The organism is Streptomyces sp. NPDC048270 (genome assembly GCF_040652335.1).
GTDB lineage: Bacteria > Actinomycetota > Actinomycetes > Streptomycetales > Streptomycetaceae > Streptomyces.
In genome coordinates, this window is the sequence record NZ_JBEZLV010000030.1 from 1 (window position 1) to 19,507 (window position 19,507).

General features: G+C 74.4%; 19 protein-coding genes. 10 read left to right on the forward strand and 9 right to left on the reverse strand.

Features of this window, described 5'->3' with window-relative positions; translation table 11 throughout:
* Together AB0D66_RS24360 and AB0D66_RS24365 are read right to left on the reverse strand one after the other, a co-directional pair.
* On the reverse strand, window positions 1-978 hold a 978-nt coding region (locus tag AB0D66_RS24360), incomplete at its 3' end, for a serine/threonine-protein kinase (RefSeq protein ID WP_362307245.1).
* A complete protein-coding gene (locus tag AB0D66_RS24365; RefSeq protein WP_362307248.1) occupies window positions 978-1,766 on the reverse strand; it encodes a hypothetical protein in 789 nt (262 codons plus the stop codon). The genes AB0D66_RS24365 and AB0D66_RS24360, both read right to left, overlap by 1 nt.
* A 303-nt stretch (window positions 1,767-2,069) precedes the next feature.
* Here AB0D66_RS24365 and AB0D66_RS24370 point away from each other — a divergent pair, with 303 nt between their 5' ends.
* Window positions 2,070-2,753 (forward strand): SH3 domain-containing protein, encoded by a 684-nt coding sequence (locus AB0D66_RS24370; protein WP_362307251.1) that lies wholly within the window; start codon window positions 2,070-2,072, stop codon window positions 2,751-2,753.
* A gap of 16 nt (window positions 2,754-2,769) precedes the next feature.
* Here the strand turns inward: AB0D66_RS24370 and AB0D66_RS24375 are convergent, their stop codons facing one another.
* From AB0D66_RS24375 to AB0D66_RS24390, 4 genes are all read right to left on the reverse strand, one after another.
* Entirely contained in the window at window positions 2,770-3,120 is a 351-nt protein-coding gene (locus AB0D66_RS24375; RefSeq protein WP_362307254.1) for an NTP pyrophosphohydrolase, read from the reverse strand.
* A gap of 10 nt (window positions 3,121-3,130) precedes the next feature.
* Entirely contained in the window at window positions 3,131-5,401 is a 2,271-nt protein-coding gene (locus tag AB0D66_RS24380; protein WP_362307257.1) for an AAA family ATPase, read from the reverse strand.
* Window positions 5,402-5,533: 132 nt separating this feature from the next.
* Window positions 5,534-5,968 (reverse strand): VOC family protein, encoded by a 435-nt coding sequence (locus AB0D66_RS24385; protein WP_362307260.1) that lies wholly within the window; start codon window positions 5,966-5,968, stop codon window positions 5,534-5,536.
* 163 nt (window positions 5,969-6,131) lie between these two features.
* Window positions 6,132-7,076 (reverse strand): hypothetical protein, encoded by a 945-nt coding sequence (locus tag AB0D66_RS24390; RefSeq protein WP_362307264.1) that lies wholly within the window; start codon window positions 7,074-7,076, stop codon window positions 6,132-6,134.
* A 250-nt stretch (window positions 7,077-7,326) separates the two neighbouring features.
* Between AB0D66_RS24390 and AB0D66_RS24395 the strand changes: the two genes are divergently transcribed.
* Together AB0D66_RS24395 and AB0D66_RS24400 are read left to right on the forward strand one after the other, a co-directional pair.
* Entirely contained in the window at window positions 7,327-7,779 is a 453-nt protein-coding gene (locus AB0D66_RS24395; RefSeq protein WP_362307267.1) for a DoxX family protein, read from the forward strand.
* Window positions 7,780-7,800: 21 nt separating this feature from the next.
* The gene (locus AB0D66_RS24400) at window positions 7,801-8,376 is read left to right on the forward strand and encodes a YdeI/OmpD-associated family protein (protein WP_362307270.1); all 576 of its coding nucleotides are present in this window, start codon (window positions 7,801-7,803) and stop codon (window positions 8,374-8,376) included.
* 118 nt (window positions 8,377-8,494) lie between these two features.
* On the opposite strand, the gene AB0D66_RS24405 is transcribed toward AB0D66_RS24400, so the two are convergent.
* Window positions 8,495-8,893 carry a DUF5997 family protein gene (locus tag AB0D66_RS24405; protein WP_362307272.1) on the reverse strand — a complete coding sequence of 133 codons (399 nt, stop codon included), beginning with the start codon at window positions 8,891-8,893 and terminating at the stop codon, window positions 8,495-8,497.
* Between the two features lie 58 nt (window positions 8,894-8,951).
* Between AB0D66_RS24405 and AB0D66_RS24410 the strand changes: the two genes are divergently transcribed.
* From AB0D66_RS24410 to AB0D66_RS24425, 4 genes are all read left to right on the forward strand, one after another.
* Entirely contained in the window at window positions 8,952-9,725 is a 774-nt protein-coding gene (locus tag AB0D66_RS24410; RefSeq protein WP_362307275.1) for a LysR substrate-binding domain-containing protein, read from the forward strand.
* A gap of 195 nt (window positions 9,726-9,920) precedes the next feature.
* Complete coding sequence (locus AB0D66_RS24415) at window positions 9,921-11,015, forward strand: PP2C family protein-serine/threonine phosphatase (protein ID WP_362307278.1); 1,095 nt, start codon at window positions 9,921-9,923, stop codon at window positions 11,013-11,015.
* Between the two features lie 24 nt (window positions 11,016-11,039).
* Window positions 11,040-11,411: a VOC family protein gene (locus AB0D66_RS24420; RefSeq protein ID WP_362307281.1), complete on the forward strand. Its 372-nt coding sequence runs from the start codon at window positions 11,040-11,042 to the stop codon at window positions 11,409-11,411.
* A gap of 139 nt (window positions 11,412-11,550) precedes the next feature.
* A complete protein-coding gene (locus tag AB0D66_RS24425) occupies window positions 11,551-13,041 on the forward strand; it encodes a cellulose binding domain-containing protein (protein WP_362307284.1) in 1,491 nt (496 codons plus the stop codon).
* Window positions 13,042-13,051: 10 nt separating this feature from the next.
* Here AB0D66_RS24425 and AB0D66_RS24430 read toward each other — a convergent pair whose 3' ends face one another.
* Window positions 13,052-13,699 (reverse strand): hypothetical protein, encoded by a 648-nt coding sequence (locus tag AB0D66_RS24430; RefSeq protein WP_362307287.1) that lies wholly within the window; start codon window positions 13,697-13,699, stop codon window positions 13,052-13,054.
* Between the two features lie 175 nt (window positions 13,700-13,874).
* Between AB0D66_RS24430 and AB0D66_RS24435 the strand changes: the two genes are divergently transcribed.
* Window positions 13,875-14,312: an ATP-binding protein gene (locus AB0D66_RS24435; RefSeq protein ID WP_362307290.1), complete on the forward strand. Its 438-nt coding sequence runs from the start codon at window positions 13,875-13,877 to the stop codon at window positions 14,310-14,312.
* Here the strand turns inward: AB0D66_RS24435 and AB0D66_RS24440 are convergent.
* Window positions 14,290-16,368, reverse strand: coding sequence for a SpoIIE family protein phosphatase (locus AB0D66_RS24440; protein ID WP_362307293.1), 2,079 nt, complete (start codon window positions 16,366-16,368; stop codon window positions 14,290-14,292). The genes AB0D66_RS24435 and AB0D66_RS24440 overlap by 23 nt on opposite strands.
* Window positions 16,369-16,514: 146 nt before the next feature.
* On the opposite strand from AB0D66_RS24440, the gene AB0D66_RS24445 reads away from it, so the two are divergent.
* A complete protein-coding gene (locus AB0D66_RS24445) occupies window positions 16,515-17,747 on the forward strand; it encodes a serine hydrolase domain-containing protein (protein WP_362307296.1) in 1,233 nt (410 codons plus the stop codon).
* A 118-nt stretch (window positions 17,748-17,865) separates the two neighbouring features.
* Window positions 17,866-19,503 (forward strand): AMP-binding protein, encoded by a 1,638-nt coding sequence (locus tag AB0D66_RS24450; RefSeq protein WP_362307299.1) that lies wholly within the window; start codon window positions 17,866-17,868, stop codon window positions 19,501-19,503.
* Window positions 19,504-19,507 lie beyond the last annotated feature (4 nt).

A 19,507-nucleotide genomic window follows, 5' to 3' on the forward strand; every position in this document is an offset into this window, starting at 1 on the left:
GGAGGGACCGGCCGGGGCGGCCGGTGCGGCCGGGCCGGTCGCGATGGCCGCCGGGGCCGGGGCCGGGGCCGGGGCCGGGGCCGGCGCCAGGGTGGGTTCGATGTCAGGCAGCCGGAGCATCTGCGCGGAGCGTTCGGCGATCAGCTGGAGCAGTCCGCCGGGCAGCCAGGGGCCGGCGGTGTCCTGGGCCAGCGCGTCCCGCAGCTGCGGGGCGGTGGGGCGGTCGCCCGGCACCTTGGCCAGGCAGGCCGTGATCGCGGGCAGCAGCCCCTGCGGGACGCCCTCGGTGTCGGCGTCGTCGTGCACCGTCCGGAACAGCATGGCCTCGACCGGGCCGGAGCCGAAGGGCCGCCGCCCGGTGGCCGCGTAGGCGAGCACGCACCCCAGCGAGAAGACGTCGCTCGGCGGGCCGACGTGCCCGCCCTGGGCCTGCTCCGGCGAGAGGAAGCCGGGCGAGCCGATCACCACGTCGGTGGCGGTCAGGACGGTGTCGTCCAGGGCCCGCGCGATCCCGAAGTCGATCAGCCGGGGCCCGTCGGTGGCGAGCAGGACGTTGGCGGGCTTCACGTCCCGGTGGACCAGCCCGGCCTCGTGCACGGCGCCGAGCGCCTCGGCCAGCCGGGCCCCGAGGAAGCGGACGCTGTCCGGCGGGAGCCCGCCGGCCTGCGCCACGGCGTCGCTCAGCGGCGGCCCCGGGACGAACTCGGTCGCCAGCCAGGGCGCCGGGGCCTCCGTGTCGGCGTCGACGACCGGCACGGCCCAGGGGCTGTGGACCCGGCGGGCGACGGCCACCTCGCGGCGGAAGCGCGCCCGGAAGCCGGGGTCGTCGGCGTACTCGGCCCGGACGACCTTCACCGCGGCCAGCGCGCCGCCGGCGGAGCGCCCCAGCAGGACGACGCCCATGCCGCCCGCGCCGAGCCGGCCCAGGATCCGGTAGCCGCCGATGCGGGCGGGGTCGGTGGGGTGCGGCGGCCGCATCAGGGCTTCAGTTCCTGTTCGATCCGGTACAGCGCCTTGGCCGCGCCCTCGGCGGCCACCGGCAGCAGCTCCCTGGTCTCGTAGCCCTGGGCGCCCTTGACGGAGAGCGCCATCACCACGGGTCCGATCCGGGACTTGGTCCACACGTAGGGCTGCGGTCCGCCGGATTCGGGCGAGCTGTACTTCCCGGCCTCGAACAGCGAGGCGTCGGCGTTGAGCACCGACTCCTTCGGCTGGTGCATGGACATCAGGCCGTGCAGTGCCTGGCCGCCGCCGAGGTCCTGGTCGGGGCAGCGGAAGCTCTGGTGGACGGTGTCCTGCAGGTCGCGGTCCGCGGCCGCCGCGTCCCGGTGCACGGTGAGGGTGAGCGAGCCGAGCACCCGCCCCCTGCCCTCCCTGGCCGGTACGTCGATCTTGCGCGTGTAGCTGTCCAGCACGTCGGCCGGCAGCTCCGCGCGCGACCACGCGCAGTCGGCGGAGAGCACCGGCCAACTGCCGCCGCTCTCGTACGGATCGTGCGCCACCATGCCCGCCGACCAGGACTCCGGGTCCAGGGCAGCGGCCCGCGTCAGACGCTGGGCCTGCTGCGGGGTCCGCGGGACGCGGGCCGGGTCGGGGGTGAAGGCGTAGGCCGTCGGCAGCGTGCCGGGAGCGGTGGAGCCCGACGGCGAGGGGGCCGGCGCCGAGGCCGTCGGCGAACCCGTCGGCCCGGGCCGCGGTGTGTCCGCGGGCTTCCCGCCCGGCCCGCACCCGGTCAGGGCCAGCAGCCCCGCCAGTGTCCCGCTCAACGCCCCCGCCATCGCCGGCCCACGCCGCATGACCGCCCCCTGATCACTCACCGGATCCAACAGCTCGATTATGAACGGCAGTTGAATGAGCCGCCGAGTGAATTCGCCGGTGTCCGGCCTGCCCGGAAGCGGAGACGGGTACTCCGTACGGTGGTGGTACAGATTGGGCATATCGGGCTAAACCCCGGTGAGCCAACCCTATGAATCGCGCCGCCGTCGCCATAGTCGTCCCTGGCAACCGCCAGGTTGCCGTCCCGCGCCGCGCCCGCGGCCGGGCGGACGCTTTCATAGAGGAGCCGGCTCATGCTGAAGCCCACCAGGACCATCCTCGCTCTCGCCGCCGGAAGCCTGGTGCTCGGCCTGGTCGGGGCCGGGACCGCGGTCGCGGACGAGCAACCGATGGCCGAGGCCTCGTCGCAGAGCGCGGCCGCCGGACTGCGGCACTCGATCGGCAAGGTCGTCTCGAGGGGCGCCCTGAAGGTCCGCAGCAGGCCGACCACCCGCTCCCAGGCCGTCGGTCACGTGTACCCGAACCGCACGGTCGAGATCGAGTGCAAGCAGTACGGCGAGTCTGTCGACGGCAACCGCCTCTGGTACCGCCTGTACGACCGCAACGGTTCCGAGGAGAACGGCCCCAACGAGAACGGTTCCGACCAGAACGGCAACAACGGCAACGGGAACCCCGGGAACGGCAACCCCGGAAACGGGAACGGCAACAACGGGAACGGCAACCCCGGAAACGGCAACAACGGGAACGGCAACCCCGGGAACGGCAACGGCAACAACGGGAACGGCAACCCCGGCAACGGCAACGGGAACAACGGGAACGGCAACCCCGGCAACGGCAACACCGGCAACGGCACCTGGCCGGGCAGCGGCAACCCGAACGCCGGCAGCAGCACCAGCAACAAGGCCGCCTACGACCACGAGCGCTGGGTCGCCGCCCGCTACGTCCAGAACCTCGGCACGGTGCGCTTCTGCCGCTGACCCCGCACGCGCCGGGTCAGCGGTCCGGGCGTACGGCGCGCGGCCCCACGCAACGCGCCCCGTACGCCCGGACCCGCTCGCGCAGCTCGCGGTCGGCCGTGACCACCACGCAGCCGCGGTCCGCATGGGCCGCGGCCAGCTCCACGATGCGGTCGTCGCCGCTGCCGGGCGCCGGGTCCACCCGTACGCCCGGAACGGACTCGACCCCCCGGGCGGCCCCTTCGACGACGAGGATGATCTCCTCCCCCTCGTCCCGCTCGGCCAGCCGGTCGCGCAGCCGCTCGGCCGCGCCCCGCCGGTCCCGCCACCAGCCGTCCGGCACCGAGCCCACGACGTTCGCGCCGTCCACGATCAGCACGTGCCCCATCGCAGCGGTCCTAGAAGTCGCCGTAGTTGACCTGCCAGGTGGGCAGGCCCATCCGGCGCCAGACCGCCACCACCCGGTCCCGGTCGTCGAGGGAGACGCGGACCGCGTACCGGTCGCGCACGTGCGCGTCGAAGAGCTCCGCCTTCACCACGTCGTCGCGGCGGGTGTCGCCGGCCGCGCGCATCCACAGCTCGTCGTACGCGACCCCGTGCCGCCGCAGCCAGGACTCCGTCTGCGGGCGGTGCTCCTCGCTCCGCCCCGACAGCAGCACGATCACGTCGCCGTCGGCCCGCCGGAAGGCGTCCAGGGCGCGGCGCACCGGCTCGTTGAGCAGGTCGAGCTCGCAGCGCGAGAAGTCGTACGGGCCGCGGTCGCCGGTCAGCGCGAGCGTCCCGTCGATGTCGCACATCACCGCGGCGGGCAGGGCCGGGTCGGCGACGTACTCCCGCACCGGCGGTACGGCGACCTCGCCGGCCGTGCCGTTGAGCCATTCCGCCGTCAGCCGCCAGCCGCCCTTGCGGGCCTTGCGGTGCTTGTCGGCCAGTATCCGGATGATCTCCTCGCCGACCTGCTTCTCCCGGGCGGCGTCCCGGCGCAGGCATTCCTCCAGCGGCACGTCGGTGAAGTCGTGCACGACGAAGGTGGCGAGTCCGCCGACCGCCGCCTTGAGCCGCTTCGGGATGTGCTTGGTCAGGTGGGTGTTGTCCACGACCACGTCGAAACCGCCGTCGACGGCCGCGCGCACCGCCGCGTCCTGGACGGCCAGCACGGTCTGCTCGTGCGCGTGGGAACGGCTCCGCTCGGGGTCCGGCAGGTCGAGCATGCCGCGCAGGTCGTCCAGGTTGACGCGGCGCATCCGGCCGCCGGACTCCGCCTGGAGGGCGCGGGCCGCGGTCGTCTTGCCCGAGGCCGGCAGCCCCGTCATGACGTGCACGACGGGCAGCGCGGGCTCGTGCGGGTCGCGGTCCGCCGGGCGGGCCCGGACCTCGGACCGGGCCGGGCCGGGGACGCGCGGCGACGCGGCCGGGGGCGCGGGGGCCCGCACCTCTTCGGGCGCGGCTTCGGACACGTTCTGGTCCTCCTCGTCGGTGGCGTAGGGGTCGCCGGTCTCCGGGCGCACGTGGCGCCAGGTGGTGAGCTCGGTCGGGCGGCCGTCGAGCCGCAGGAACATCGCGGCGCGCAGGCTCCGGTCGCCGAGCTGCTTGACGGCGCGGGCGAACGCGCCCCGGTCGCCGGCCAGGTGCACGAGCCCGGCGTAGGCCTCGTCGATGGCCCGCTCGTGGCGCGCGGCCTCGCCCTCGAGGCGGTCGACCACCTCGCGGACCCAGGTGTCGAACTCGTCGGGCACCTGCTCCAGCAGCGCGTCGAGCGGCTTGCCGCCCGAGGCCTCGATCTCGGCGACCGTGCAGTTCAGGCCCTGGGCGAGCCGCTTGGCGGGCAGGGCGCCGAACCGCTGGATGCCGTGGCCGCGCCAGATGTCCCGCTCGGTGACGCCGGTGAGCACCTTGTGGAGCCGTACGTACTCGGACAGCTTGGCCTTGGCGCGCACGCCCGACGCGAAGCGCAGCACGAAGCCCTCCGCGTCGGTGCCGGTCGAGGCGGCGCCGCCGGGCAGGATGCCGGCCTCGGTGAGCGCGACCAGCTCGTCGAGGGGCATCGCGGGCCAGACGGTGACGACGGAGCCGATCCCCTCCCAGTGGGGCGCGGCCTCGGCGAGCGGAACCTCGGTGCCGTCCGCGCCGAACGCGGCGAGCAGGACGAGGTCGCGGCGGCCGCCGTAGTCGACGACGATGCGGTTCTGCGGGTACAGGATCTCGGCGAGGTAGGTGGTCCCGGGGCGCAGCGCCGCGGTGTCCCGGGTGTCGAGGAGGCGCTGGGCCCAGGTGGACTGGGCGCTGTTGAAGGAACCCTTGGAGGCGACCCGCCAGCGGCCCGCGTAGTGGAAGACCACGGCGAGGCTGCCGTCGACCTTCTCGTACACCTCGAACGGCTCGTCCGGCAGGGCGGGCGCGTAGGGCCGGCCCGCCGCGTGCTCGCCGACGTTGAAGAACTTCGGCAGCGGCAGGGCGACGACCTCGCCGGTGGCGTCGTCGGCGACGAGTCCGCGGCAGCGCGTGGTGACCTGGTTCCAGACCCCCTCGTACTGGGCCGTCCTGGTGTAGGTGTAGATGGACAGCGGCAGTTCGGGGTGCGTCTTGCGGGTCACGTACCCGGCGTCGATCGCCTCGGCCAGCGCCTGTGCGGGCAGCAGTTCATGCAGAGTCAGGCGGTCCTGGCTCATGGGTTCCTCCCGGTTTGAGATGGCTGATTCTCGCCTGCGGGAGGGTCTGCCCGGTAGTCGATTATGCCTCGTCGCGGTCCAGTGCCCCGGTGGGGGTGACGCGGTCCGGCACGATCCGGCGGGCCGGCGGGCTCAGTGGGTGACGCAGAGCTCGTTGCCCTGCGGGTCGGCGAGGGTGGTCCACTCGAAGGGGCCCTGCCGGCCGTCGTGGAGGAAGGTCGCGCCCTTGGCGAGGAGCCGGTCGACCACGCCCTTCGGGTCGTCGGATCCGGTGCGGACGTCGAGGTGCACGCGGTTCTTGACGGTCTTGGACTCGGGGACGAGCTGGAAGAGGATGCGCGGAGCGCCCTCCAGGCCGCGGGGGTGGCGGATCGCGGCGCCCACCTTCCACACGAGCGTGCCGCGGTGGGTCGTGGTGTCGTCCTCGGTCGCCTGGCCCGCGGCGATCACGCCGCGGATGAAGTCCTCGTCGCTCGGCTCCACTTCCCAGCCGAGGGCGTCGGCCCACCAGTCCGCGAGCGGGTGCGGGTCCTGGGAATCGATGACCAGCTGAAAGGTGTAGGCCATACCGGGACCCTAACCGAGCGCGGCTCCCGGCCGCCACAGGAGCGGGACGGGTCGGGGGCGTCCGGGACGGCGGGCGCGTCAAGGGCGGCGGCGGGCGGCACGGCGGGCACGCCAAAGGCGGCGGCGGGCGTCAAGGCCGGCACGCCAAAGGCGGCGGCGGGCGTCACGGCCGGCGGGCGGCACGGCGGGTGGTGAGGTAGGCGGCGCAGGTCAGCAGGCAGGCTCCCAGGGCGATCCAGAGCAGGACCTCGCCCAGCGGGCGCAGCCACGGCAGTGCGGCCGGGCCCGCCGCCGAGAGGCAGGCGGTCGCCGTCATGCCGAGCGGAAACACGGTGGCCCAGCGCCGGATGTCGTAGTGGTGGCGGGGGTGGCGCAGCTCGGCGGCGAGGAGGACGGCGTACCAGACGAGCGAGAGGGCCAGGGCCGCCAGCGTGGCGGTCCGCAGGGCCGTGTGGGCCGCGCCCGTCCATACGGGTGAGGCCGTCAGCTTGGAGCCGGCCAGGGCGGAGATGGACAGCGCGCCGCCCGCCACCCAGTGGTCGCCCGCGCCGCCGACGACCTCGTGGAGGTCGAAGTGGACCAGGGCCGCCCCGTAGAGGAGCAGCCCGAGGCAGAACGCGGCCAGCGCCGCCCACGCCAGCCAGTCGTGGTGGCCGGCGGCGGCGAGCGCCGCCGCGAGCACCGCGAGCCCCTCGGTGGCGACGCAGACGAGGAACGCCACCCCGCTCATGCGCCGCCGCCAGTGCCGTACGACGGCCACCAGCAGCCCGGGCCAGAGCGCCGCCGCCAGCGCCAGCAGCGCGGCGGCCGCGCCCTGCCAGCCGAGCGCCGAGAGCCGGGTGCCGAGCACGGTGGTGGCGGCGACGGCGGTGAGCGCGGCGGGGGTGTCCGCCTCGGCCCGGAACCTGCCGCGGTCGCCCAGCAGGCGGGCCGTGAAGTCGGCGGCGAGAACCAGCCACAGGGCCGCGGACAGGGCCAGCGCCACCAGCGACAGCACCTCGTGCCCGGTCAGGTGCAGCCCGACGGAGAGGATGCCGACGGCCATGACGGCGGCTCCCGCGGCCGGCGGGAGACCGGTCCACCAGCGGCGATCGGGCAGAGGGCTCACCCCTCCAGCGGACCCCAGCGTTCCGCGGCCCGCCAGCGGACGGTGCGCGCCTGGCCGGCTCCGCGCGCCGCCCGCGCCGTCCCGCGGCGGCCGGGTAGCGTCGCGACCGCTCGGCCGGTGGCCGGAACTCGATCTTGTCAGCGTAGTTAGGCATACCTAACCTGTGGCACACCCGCGTGGGCGTCCCCCGTTCTCCCCCGCCCCCTCGGCCACCGCTTCGGAATCCGTCCCCACCGAAGGAGCCCCCCACATGACCTCCCTCCTCGACAGAAACCAGCCGTACGCCGTCGCCCTGTTCCGGATCGTCACGGGACTGCTCTTCGCCTCGCACGGCGCCGCCTCCCTGTTCGGCGTCCTCGGCGGCGCGCACGGCGGCGGCACCGTACCGGCCGGCGCCTGGCCCGGCTGGTACGCCGCTGTCATCCAGCTGGTCGGCGGGGGCCTGGTCCTCGTGGGCCTCGGCACCCGGGCCGCCGCCTTCGTCGCATCCGGCTCGATGGCGTACGCGTACTTCAGCGCCCACCAGCCCGACGCCCTCTGGCCGTTGCAGAACGGCGGCGAGCTCTCCGCGATGTTCTGCTGGGCCTTCCTGCTGCTGGTCTTCACCGGCCCGGGCGCCCTCGCGGTGGACGGTCTGTTCGCCTCCCGCACCGCGGCGGGGCGCAGCAGCGGCGAGCGCAGCGCGGAGGCCGTGGCCGCCTGAGGCATCGTCTAGCGTGAACGCATGGACCAGCTCGACGGAGTGGAGATCATCGCCTTCCCGGACGCCGGGGCGTTCGAGGGCTGGCTGGCCGCACACCACACGCGCCACGAGGGCGTGTGGATCAAGGTGGCGAAGAAGAAGTCCGGCATCCCGTCGGTGACCGACGACGAGCTCGTCGACACCGGCCTGTGCTACGGATGGATCTCCGGGCAGCGGCGGTCCCTCGACGCGGCCCACTACCTGCAGAAGTACGTGCCGCGCCGGCCCCGGAGCCTGTGGTCGCAGGTGAACGTGGACAAGGTGGCGGTGCTGACCGCCACCGGGCGGATGCGCGAACCGGGACTGGCCGAGGTGCGCAGGGCGCAGGCGGACGGTCGGTGGGCAGGGGCCTACGCCTCGCAGAAGACGGCGGCGGTGCCGCCCGACCTGGCGGAGGCGCTCGACGCGGATCCCGCCGCCCGGGCGGCGTTCGAGACCCTCGACCGCACCGGCCGCTACCTGGTGGCGCTGCCCCTGCTCCAGGCACTCACCCCGGAGGCGAGGCAGGCCCGCCTCGAGCGGGCGGTGCACATGCTGGCGACGGGCGAGAGCGCCTAGCGCGACAGCGCGCAAGCCGGGGCCCGGGCCCTCCGGGTCCGGGCCCGGCTCCCCCAACGGCACCGGGCCCGGCTCCCCCGAGGGGGTGCCGGGCCCGGTGGCCGCAAGCGGGCGCGGGTCAGGAGTCGGCGTTCTTCGCCGCCTTCTCGGCCTGCTTCTCCTTGATCCGGACCGCTTCCTTGCGGACCTCGGCCTGGGTGTCGCGCTCGCGCTGGAGCCACTCGGGAGCTTCCTGCTTCAGCGCCTCGATCTGCTCGGTCGTGAGCGGCTCGGTGACCCCGCCGCGGGCGAGCCCGGCGATGGAGACGCCCAGCTTCGCCGCGACCACGGGGCGGGGGTGCGGGCCGTTGCGCCGCAGCTCCACCAGCCATGCGGGCGGGTCGGACTGGAGGGCGTTCAGCTCGGTGCGCGAGACGACACCCTCCTGGAACTCAGCGGGGGTGGCCTCGAGGTACACACCCAGCTTCTTCGCCGCGGTCGCGGGCTTCATCGTCTGGGTGCTCTGGTGGGACGTCATGGTGTCAAGAGTATCGAGCATGTGCGCTACCTCCGACCACGACCGGTAACCTGGCGGGGTGACAGGCTCGGAAGTACCCCATTCGTTCCGGCTCGCTTACGTCCCCGGGGTGACACCCACCAAGTGGATCCGGATCTGGAACGAGCGACTGCCCGACGTCCCGCTGACCCTGGTGTCGGTGTCCCCCACCGAGGCCTTCGGCGTACTGCGCGAGCGCGCCGCCGATGCCGGTTTCGTCCGGCTGCCGGTGGACCGGGACGACCTCAGCGCGATCCCCCTCTACACCGAGACCACGGTCGTGGTGATCCCCAAGGACCACCTCGTGGCGGCGGTCGAGGAGGTCTCCACGGCGGATCTGGCCGGGGAGATCGTGCTGCACCCCCTCGACGACACCCTCGCCTGGGAGCGGCTGCCGGGGCAGCCCGCGATCGAGCGCCCCGCGACGACCGCGGACGCCATCGAGCTGGTGGCGGCCGGGGTGGGCGTGCTCGTCGTCCCGCAGTCGCTCGCGCGCCTGCACCACCGCAAGGACCTCACCTACCGGCCGGTGACCGACGCCCCCGAGTCGCGCGTGGCGCTGTCGTGGCCGCAGGAGGAGACCACCGACCTGGTGGAGCAGTTCATCGGGATCGTCCGCGGGCGGACCGTGAACAGCACCCGGGGCCGCCCGGCCGCCGCCGCCCAGCCGAAGGCCACCGCCAAGGCGAAGGCCAAGGCGAAGGCCAAGCGTCCGGAGTCGGGCGGCGGCGCACCGCGCAAGGCCGCGCCGGGCAAGCCGGCCGGCCGCAGCCCCAAGGGCGGCAAGGGCGGCAAGCCCCGCCGCCGCTCGTAGCCGCACCGGTCCGGGCCGCCGTCGGCGGTCCGGCCCCGGCGCGCGCCGGCCGCACCCGCGTCCTCGATGCGGTGGGCCACGGCCCCCGGTCCCTGTCCCGGTCCCGGTCCCGGGGTGCGGAACCCCGCTGAGAACGGCGGCCGGGGACGGCCGGGTCTGGAGGACACCGGTCCGCTCGCGGTGTATGCAGGGAGGATGGATCTCCGGCCGCCGCCCGCCTCCCGCCCCCGGCAGGCGCGCCCCGCACAGCTGGCGGTTCCCTTCGCGCTGATCGCCCTGGTCACGGTGGTGGACGTGCTCGCACCGCCCGATGTCCACCTCGGTCCCTTCCTGGTCGCCGCTCCGGCTGTCACCGCCTCCTTCGCCGGGCCGTGGATGACCGGGTTCGTCGGCCTGGTGGCGGTGCTGGCCCAGGCCGTGGTGGCGATGGTGCGCACGACCCTCACCGATCTGAACCACACCTTCCAGATCTGCGCGCTGATCATGATCTCGGTGTTCGTGACCCTCTTCGCCCACCTGCGGGAGGTGCGCGAGCGGGAGCTGGTCCAGCTGCGCTCGGTGGCCGAGACCGCCCAGCAGGTGGTGCTCCGGCCGCTGCGGGAGCGCATCGGCCCGCTGGGCGTGGCCTCGCTGTACCTGGCCGCCGCGGCCGAGGCGCGGATCGGCGGGGACCTGTACGCCGCCGCCCGGACGGCCACGGGGACCCGGCTGATCATCGGCGATGTCCGCGGCAAGGGGCTGGAGGCCGTCGGGGACGCCGCGCTCGTCCTCGGCGCCTTCCGGGCCGCCGCCCACCAGGAGGCCGGCCTGCCCGGGCTGGTGGCGTACCTGGAGGCGGCGGTCTCCCCGGACCTGGACGACTCCGGGGACCAGGGTGAGCGCTTCATCACCGCGGCCGTCCTGGAGATCCCCGACGGCGAACCGGTCCTGCACCTCGTCAGCTGCGGACACCCGCCGCCGCTGCTGCTGCGCGACGGCCGGGCGCTCCCCCTCGACGTGGACCATCCCTCGCCGCCGCTGGGCCTGGCGGGGCTGGTGGAATCCTCCGTCACCGCGCAGACGTTCGCCTTCGCCGCCGGCGACGTCCTGCTCCTGTACACGGACGGCGTCCTGGAGGCGCGCGACGCGGCGGGGACCTTCTACCCCCTCGCCGAGCGCGCTGCCGCCCGCTCGGGCACCCACCCGCGCACCCTCCTGGACCGGCTGTGCGCCGACCTGCTGTCCCACGCGGCCGGCAGCACCCTCGGCGACGACGCCGCGATGGTGGCGATCGAGCGGCTCCCGCGCTGAGGCGCTCTTTGCCAGAATCCGATCATGCTGAGCATCGGAACGATCGTGATGGGCGCCGCGGACGTACGCAGGGCGGCGGAATTCTGGGGCCGGGCGCTGGGGTACGTCCCGCGCGACGGCGAGGTGGCGGACGACTGGGCCGTCCTGGTCCCGGCCGACGGCGCCGGCCCGGGCCTGGCCCTCGGCCGCAGCACCTCCCCCGTACAGGAGCACCCCCGGGTGCACCTCGACCTGTACGCCGCGGACGCGGCGGAGCAGGAGGCCGAGGTGGCCCGCCTGGTGTCCCTGGGAGCCCGGCGCGTGGACTGGGACTCCTACCCCGAGGACCCCGATTTCGTGGTCCTGGCCGACCCGGAGGGCAACCGCTTCTGCGTCATCGACACCAGCCGCGCCTGAGGCTTAACCCCTGCCGATCGCTTCCTTAAGCGGAACCTAAGACTCTGGATGGCCGCCCCCGAACGGACGAATGTCCGTTTCGGGGCGGCTAGCGTGCTGCCGCACCCCAACTCCCCGGTAACACAAAGGCAGGCACGTGATGAGCAGGACGATCGGGCACCGGCGCAAGGCGAGTCGTACGACGAAGGCGACGGGCGCGCTCGTCGCCGCGGTGGTGATCGGGGGCGCGGCCTTCGCGTTCACCGGTACCGCGCAGGCCGGCTCCGTCGGGGCCGTGTACACGAAGTCCAGCACGTGGAGCGGCGGTTACACCGGCCAGTACGTCATCACGAACGACTCCGGGCAGAGCCGGGCGGACTGGACGCTCCAGTTCGACCTGCCGGCGGGCGTGCGGATCGACTCGCTCTGGAACGGCGTCCACACCGTCGACGGGCAGCGGGTGACGGTGAAGCCCGCGTCCTGGAACAGCCGGCTGGCGGCGGGCGCCTCCGTCACGGTCGGTTTCGTGACGAGCGGGCCGGGCGCCCCGGGCGACCCGACCGGCTGCCGCATCGACGGGCTGAAGTGCTCGGTGGACCAGGGCGCGACGGCCGGCCCGAGCGGGCGCCCCAGCGCCCGCCCCAGCTCCGCGCCGACGGCGGGGCCCACCTCCACGGCCACCGCGGCCCCGAGCGCGAGCTCCGCCCAGCCCACCCGGCCCGCGCCGCCCGCCCCCACCGGGTCCGGCCCGGCCGCCGCCGGCGCGCGCTTCGCCCCGTACGTGGACACCTCGCTGTACCCGGCGTACGACCTGCTCGACACCGCGGCCAGGACCGGGGTGAAGGAGTTCCACCTGGCCTTCATCACCTCCGGCGGCGGCTGCGCGCCGGTGTGGGGCGGTGTCGCGGACCTCGCCGGCGACAAGGTCGCCGCCCAGATAGGCGCCCTGCGCGCCAAGGGCGGGGACGTCCGGGTGTCCTTCGGCGGGGCCGCCGGGCACGAACTGGCCCTGAACTGCGCCACCGTGGACGACCTGGCCGCCGCCTACGGGAAGGTCGTCGACCACTACCGGCTCACCAAGGTCGACTTCGACATCGAGGGCGCGGCCCTGCCGGACACCGCGGCCAACGCCCGCCGCGCCCAGGCCATCGCCCGGCTGCAGAAGTCGCACCCGGGCCTGGACGTGGCGTTCACCCTGCCGGTGATGCCCGAGGGCCTGACCCAGCCCGGCGTGGCGCTGCTGGCCGACGCGAAGAAGAACGGCGTGCGGATCGACGCCGTCAACATCATGGCGATGGACTACGGGCCCGCGTACAGCGGAGACATGGGCCAGTACGCCATCCAGGCCGCGACGGCCACTCAGGCCCAGCTCAAGGGCGTGCTCGGACTGTCCGACGCGGCGGCCTGGAAGGCGGTCGCCGTCACACCGATGATCGGCGTGAACGACGTCACCAGCGAGATCTTCACCGTGGCCGACGCCGCGCAGCTCGTGGACTTCGCGGCGTCGAAGGGGATCGGCCGGCTGGCCATGTGGTCCTCGACGCGCGACAAGCAGTGCGCGGGCGGCGCCGTCGGTCACGCCGACGCCACGTGCAGTTCGATCCTCCAGGAGCCGCTGGCCTTCACCAAGGCGTTCGCGGCGTTCAAGTAGCCGTACGGCGCTACGCGAGGATGCCCGCGCGCGCGGCCAGGGCGAGTGCCACCCCGGGCCGTGGCGCGGGCCCCTGTACGGCCTGGGCCGGCGCCAGCAGCGCCGCCACGGCGGCCTCGTCGGCCCTGCGTTCCCGCGCCGTCTCCACGAACCGCCCGACGGCCTCGGTCAGGGTCCGCCGCCGCTCGTACGGCACGTCGCGCGAGTCCACGGCCAGTTCGAGGAACTCCTCGTGCGAGCCGGCCCAGGGCGCGGCGCCGTCCAGCCCGTCCTCGGGCAGCTCGTCCGGGTACGGGATGCGGTGCCACGCGCCGTCCTGCCACCAGTAGACGAAGCCGAGGAGGTTGCCGTCGGCGTCCTCGCGCAGGAGGTCCCAGGGCAGCCAGTCGGGGCCGCCCGCGAGGAAGTCGACCTGACGGCCGCCCACATGGGTGTGGCTGCCGTCCGGGTCCTGGCCGCACAGGACGGCCCGCGGCCCGTCGAGCACGCTCAGGCGCCACCAGCCGCCGGCGCCGGTCGAGTGGCACCACACGCCGTCGTCGTCGACGGCGAACTCGGTCCGGTCGCCGCAGGCGGCGTCGAGGACGGCCAGGGTCACCGCCCTGGCCCACAGCAGTTCGGGACGGTCCAGGTCCTCGGGGCGGCTCGGCTTGTGCATGGTGCGGGTTCCCTCCCGTTCGCGCGGACCGTGCGCCGGTCCTGTGAGCCGGACAAGCCTCGCACGGACCGATTCGGCCGAATTGCCGATGGTCTCGGAGGCCTGGACGCGGGAGCCTGAGAAGTAGCGATTCGTCCTATTTCCCCTATTTCCTCCCCGCGGACAGGAGCTCACCGTGCTCGTCCTCGACTCCTCCCACTCGGACACCGCGCTGGCGCGGCGTGCCGCCGTGCGCTTCGTGCGGACCCGCTGCCCGTGGGCCGACGCGCACGACGTCGTGCTCGTCGTCAGCGAGCTCCTCGGCAACGCCGTCCGCCACACGGACGACGGCGGCTGGCGCCTGCGCATGGCCTGCCGCCGGCCGGAGGAGCTGGTGGTCGAGGTCTACGACACCAGCAGCGCCCGCCCCGTCCCCCGTCCGGGGGACCCGGACAACGGCGGCGGGTTCGGCTGGGGCATCGCGCAGCAGCTGACCTCGTCGCTGACGGTGGTGCCCCGGCAGGCCGGGAAGTCCGTACGGGCCGTCTGGCAGCGCGAGGCGCCGCCCGCCCCGGCCGGCCCGGCCCGCGACGGGCTCGTCGGCGCCGCCCTCAGCGGGCCGGCGCCCGTCTGACCTGGGCCAGGACCAGGACCGTGTCGTCGGCCGGGGTGCTGGGGAGCAGGTTCGCCAGGATGCGGTCGGCCGCCTCCTCCATCGTGCCCCGCGCCTGGCGCAGCTGGTCGCGCAGCGCCTCCATGCCCGCGTCGATGTCCCGGCCCCGGGCCTCGATGAGGCCGTCGGTGTACAGGGCGAGGGTGGCTCCCTGCGGAAGGTCCAGCTCCGTCGTCGCGAAGGGGAACCCGCCCACGCCCAGCGGCACCCCGGTCGCCTCCGCGGCCGTGGTGACGGTGCCGTCCGGGAGGCGGACCAGGAGCGGGGGGTGGCCCGCGTTGGCCACCCGGGCGCGGCCGGTCGCGGGGTCGTAGAGCAGGTAGAGGCAGGTGGCGAGCTCGATCCCGGCCTCCTGGGCGCAGGCGTCGAGTTCGGCGAGCAGTTCGCCGGGGTGCGCGTGGTGCCGGGCCAGGGCCTTCGCGGTGATGCGCAGCCTGCCCATGGCGGCGGCCGCCTGCACCCCGTGGCCCATCACGTCGCCGACCACGAGGGCCACCCGGTCGCCGGGCAGGCTGATCACGTCGTACCAGTCCCCGCCCACCTCGGTGACGTGGCCGGCCGGCAGGTACCGGTGGGCGACGCGCACGTACGGGCCGGCGCCCGTGGCACTGGGCAGCAGGGCCCGCTGCAGGGTGAGCGCGATGTCCCGGACCCGGCCGTAGAGGCGCGCGTTGTCCAGGCACAGGGCGGCCCGGGAGGCCAGCTCCCCGGCCAGCCCGAGGTCCTCGTCGGTGAAGGCCGGCCGCCCCGCGGCCCTGCCGAACATGGTGATGCCCTGGACCGTCCCCCGGGCGATGAGCGGGGCGATCAGGATGTCGCCCAGCCCGCTGTCGAGCAGCAGCCGGGCGCGCTCCTGGTGGACGACGGTGCGGGTGGCGAACTCCTCGTTGACGGGGACCGACACGGGACGCCCGGTGCGCAGCGTGGCGTGGATGCTGGAACCCGCCGGGTAGGTGACGTACTCCAGTCCGCCGACGAGCTCGTCGGCGGGCGGGGGCAGCACGGTCCCGGCGGCGATGCGGCGGGTGACCAGCGGCAGCGCCGGGTCGAACACCTCGGGATCGTCGGGCGCCCGGTCGACGAGCTCCACGACGGCGCCGTCGCAGAATCCGGGGACCACGGTCTCGACCAGCTCCCGCGCGGTGACGTGCAGGTCGAGGGTGGTGCCGATGCGGGCCGCGGCCCGGTCCAGGAGCGCGAGGCGCCCGCGGGCCGCCGTCGCCTCCAAGATGGCGTGCTCCCGGTCGGTCACGTCCACCAGCAGGCCGCCCACGCCCGGGCGGGTGTCGCCGGCCCGGCTGAGCGCGAAGAGGCTGACGGAGCGGACCTGGTCGCGGTGGGGGTGGCCGGGGGTGCGCAGGCCCACCAGGGCGCCGACCACGGGGCGTCCCCCCTCGGCCACGGCGCGTAGCGTGCGCTCGTACTCGCCCCCGTCGGAGGTCAGCATGACCTCGGTCATGGGGCGTCCGAGGTGCTCCGCGATGGACAGGCCGTCCATGTCGGCCAGCGCCTGGTTGAGGTGGACGTACCGCAGCCGTTCGTCGAGCATGACCAGGCCGATGGGGCAGGTCTCGAAGAGGGCGTCGAGGAACGCCAGGTTCGTCTTCACCCGGTCGAGGTCCTCGCCCCTGCTGGCCAGGCCCATGACCACGGAGCTGCCGTCGGGGCCGGTGACCGGGAAGACCCGGAAGCCGCAGTCGAAGACCGTCCCGTCGCGGTGCGCGGCGGGCATCCGGACCCGCCAGTAGCCCAGGGCGCGGCCGCGTTCCGTCAGCTGCGCGGCGGCGCCGGGGCGGCCCGCGGGCGGGGCCGGGAACAGGATGTCGGCCGGGCCGGAGAGCACGGCCTCGGGCGGGTACCCGAAGAGCTTCTCGGCGCCGGGTCCCCAGTAGCGGATGCGGCCCCCGCCGTCGAGGCCGAACACCGCCACGGCCACGTGTTCCAGCAGCGTGCCGGGCTCGGACCTCAGGAGGCCAGGGGACTGCTCGGGCTCGCCCCCCGGCGGATCCGTCGGCACCAGACGCCCCCTTTCGGGCTTCCCGGCTTTCCCGTCAATTCTGCCCCCACCCCGTCCCCCGGACCCACTCGCACCCGTTGAGCGGTCGGCGCGCCCGTCGACGGCCGCGCGCCCGTGCACCGCTGCCGACCGAGTCGAGGAACGACATGCCCCTGCCCCTGAACCGACGGCTGGCCCTCGGCGCCGCCCTGCTGGCCGTACTGGCCGGCGTGGCACCCGCCACCGCCTCCGCCGCCACCTCCGCCACCTCCGCCTCCTCCGCCGAGGCGCCCGCCGACCTCCAGGCCCTGGTCCGGGCCCTGCGCCAGACCACCGACGCCGGAGCACCCGGGGCCGTGGCCCGGATCACGGGCCCCGGCGGCGTCCAGTCCAGGGCGGTGGGCGTCCGCGACCGTGCCACGGGCGCGGCCATGGACGCCCACTCCCGCTTCCGCGTCGGCAGCGTCACGAAGACGTTCTCGGCCGTGGTGCTGCTGCAGCTCGTGGCCGAGAAGAAGCTCCGGCTGGACACCTCGGTCAACCACTACCTGCCCGGTCTGCTGCCCGACGACCGGATCACCGTGCGCCACCTGCTGAGCCACCGCAGCGGGCTGGCCGACTACACGGACGCCATGTTCGCCCGGACGGTGCCGGGTTTCGAGGCCGTGCGCACGCGGGTCTTCGGCTACCGGGAGCTCGTCGGCCTCTCGCTGAAGGAGCCGAGGACGACCGAACCCGGCGCGGCGTACGCGTACTCGAACACCAACTTCGTCGTCGTCGGCATGCTCATCGAGGAGGTGACCGGGCACCGGGTGGGCGAGGAGTACGAACGGCGGGTGATCAGGCCGCTGGGCCTGCGGAACACCTCGTACGTGCACCCCGGGACGCGGATCCAGGGGCGGCACGTGCGCGGCTACCTGCACCCCGACGAGGCGGGCGCGCCGCTGGTCGACTCCACCGAGCAGACCGTCTCCTGGGCGCAGTCCGCCGGGGCGGTGATCTCCGACCCGGCCGACCTGAACACCTTCACCTCGGCGCTGCTCGGCGGCCGGCTGCTGGGCGCGCGGATGCTGGACGCCATGCTGGGGATGACCCCGACCGACGCCGCCGGCACCCGCTTCTACGGGCTGGGCCTGCGCCGCTACGACCTGTCGTGCGGCACGTCGGTGTACGGCCACACGGGCACCGTGCAGGGTTTCTACACCTATGCGTTCGCCACCCGTGACGGACGCCGCAGCCTCACCGCCATGGCGAACACCTCGAACCGGGGCACCGCGAACACGGCGCTGGGCGGGACCCTCGAAGCCGCCTTCTGCGGCAAGCGGTCCGCCTCGGCCACGGCGCGCGGCTTCGCCGTCGCCCCGGCGGAGGTGGACCTGCCGGAGCGCCACGCGCGCTGAGCGGGTGTCCCTGTCCCGTCCGGGGGGTAGCCCCCGGACGGGGCTCCGTGGATCATGACAGGAGGCCTGCCGGCCGGCCCCGAGCGCCGTGCCCCGCCACCGAGCCCTGGAGATACGTGTGTCCTCCGCGTCGAGTTATGCGTCCGGTGCCAGTGAACTCGCGCTGCTGGGCGACACCATCGGCGAGAACCTGGACCGCACCGTGCGCCGCTTCCCGGGGCACGACGCCCTCGTCGACCGGGCCTCGGGGCGCCGTTGGACGTACGCGGAGCTGGCGGCCGATGTCGGCGCCCTCGCACTCGGGCTGCTCGGCCTCGGCATCGCCCGCGGCGACCGGGTCGGGATCTGGGCGCCGAACCGCGCGGAGTGGACGCTGGTCCAGTACGCGACGGCCAGGATCGGGGCGGTCCTCGTCACCGTGAACCCCGCCTACCGCTCGCACGAACTGGAGTACGTCCTGCGGCAGTCCGGAATCCGGCTGCTGGTCGCGGCGGACCGGTTCAAGGGCGCCGACTACGCGGCCGTGATCGCCGAGGTCCGGCCGCGCTGTCCGGAGCTGGAGTTCACCGTGCTCTTGGAGGGGGCCGAGTGGAACTCCCTGCTGGAGCGCGGCCGGCAGGGCGACCCGGCGGACCTGGCCCGGGCGCAGGCGGCGCTCAGCCCGGACGACCCGATCAACATCCAGTACACCTCGGGGACCACGGGCTTCCCCAAGGGGGCGACCCTCTCCCACCACAACATCCTCAACAACGCCTTCTTCGTGGGCGAGCTGTGCCACTACACGGAGCGGGACCGGGTCTGCATCCCGGTGCCCTTCTACCACTGCTTCGGCATGGTGATGGGCAACCTGGCGTGCACCAGCCACGGTGCGGCCATGGTGATCCCCGCGCCCTCCTTCGACCCCGCGGCCACCCTGGCGGCGGTCGAGGCGGAGTCGTGCACCTCGCTCTACGGCGTCCCCACCATGTTCATCGCCGAGCTGGCGGACCCGGGCTTCGACGGGTACGACCTCTCCAGCCTGCGGACGGGGATCATGGCGGGCTCGCCCTGCCCGGTCGAGGTGATGAAGGAGGTCATCGAGCGGATGGGCATGGCCGAGGTGGCCATCTGCTACGGCATGACGGAGACCTCGCCCGTGTCGGCGCAGACCCGCGCGGACGACTCCGTCGAGCGCCGGGTGTCGACGGTGGGCCGCGTCGGGCCGCACCTGGAGGTGAAGGTGGTCGATCCGCGGTCCGGCCGTACGGTGCCCCGCGGCGAGCCGGGCGAGCTGTGCACCCGCGGCTACTCGGTGATGCTCGGCTACTGGGGCGAGCCGGAGCGGACCGCCGAGGCCGTGGACGCGGCGCGCTGGATGCACACGGGCGACCTGGCGGTCATGGACGAGGACGGCTATCTGAGCATCACCGGCCGGATCAAGGACATGGTGATCCGCGGCGGGGAGAACCTCTACCCGCGCGAGATCGAGGAGTTCCTCCACACCCACCCGGACGTGCTGGACGTCCAGGTCATCGGCGTGCCCGACCCGAAGTACGGGGAGGAGCTGATGGCGTGGGTGCGGATGCGGGAGGGCGCGCAGCCGCTGACCGCCGCGGACGTACGCGCGTTCTGCGAGGGCCGGCTCGCCCATTTCAAGATCCCGCGCTACGTGCACGTCGTGGAGGAGTTCCCCATGACGGTCACCGGGAAGATCCGCAAGGTCGAGATACGCGAGGCGGCGGCCCGCCTGCTGGACCTTCCGTCCGACAGGCGCTGAGGGC

Bases quoted from the DNA above. Each gene is read 5' to 3' on its own strand.
- AB0D66_RS24370 (WP_362307251.1), top strand. From the start codon at position 2,070: ATGCTGAAGCCCACCAGGACCATCCTCGCTCTCGCCGCCGGAAGCCTG.
- AB0D66_RS24375 (WP_362307254.1), bottom strand. From the start codon at position 3,120: ATGGGGCACGTGCTGATCGTGGACGGCGCGAACGTCGTGGGCTCGGTG.
- AB0D66_RS24380 (WP_362307257.1), bottom strand. From the start codon at position 5,401: ATGAGCCAGGACCGCCTGACTCTGCATGAACTGCTGCCCGCACAGGCG.
- AB0D66_RS24385 (WP_362307260.1), bottom strand. From the start codon at position 5,968: ATGGCCTACACCTTTCAGCTGGTCATCGATTCCCAGGACCCGCACCCG.
- AB0D66_RS24395 (WP_362307267.1), top strand. From the start codon at position 7,327: ATGACCTCCCTCCTCGACAGAAACCAGCCGTACGCCGTCGCCCTGTTC.
- AB0D66_RS24400 (WP_362307270.1), top strand. From the start codon at position 7,801: ATGGACCAGCTCGACGGAGTGGAGATCATCGCCTTCCCGGACGCCGGG.
- AB0D66_RS24405 (WP_362307272.1), bottom strand. From the start codon at position 8,893: ATGACGTCCCACCAGAGCACCCAGACGATGAAGCCCGCGACCGCGGCG.
- AB0D66_RS24415 (WP_362307278.1), top strand. From the start codon at position 9,921: ATGGATCTCCGGCCGCCGCCCGCCTCCCGCCCCCGGCAGGCGCGCCCC.
- AB0D66_RS24420 (WP_362307281.1), top strand. From the start codon at position 11,040: ATGCTGAGCATCGGAACGATCGTGATGGGCGCCGCGGACGTACGCAGG.
- AB0D66_RS24425 (WP_362307284.1), top strand. From the start codon at position 11,551: ATGAGCAGGACGATCGGGCACCGGCGCAAGGCGAGTCGTACGACGAAG.
- AB0D66_RS24430 (WP_362307287.1), bottom strand. From the start codon at position 13,699: ATGCACAAGCCGAGCCGCCCCGAGGACCTGGACCGTCCCGAACTGCTG.
- AB0D66_RS24445 (WP_362307296.1), top strand. From the start codon at position 16,515: ATGCCCCTGCCCCTGAACCGACGGCTGGCCCTCGGCGCCGCCCTGCTG.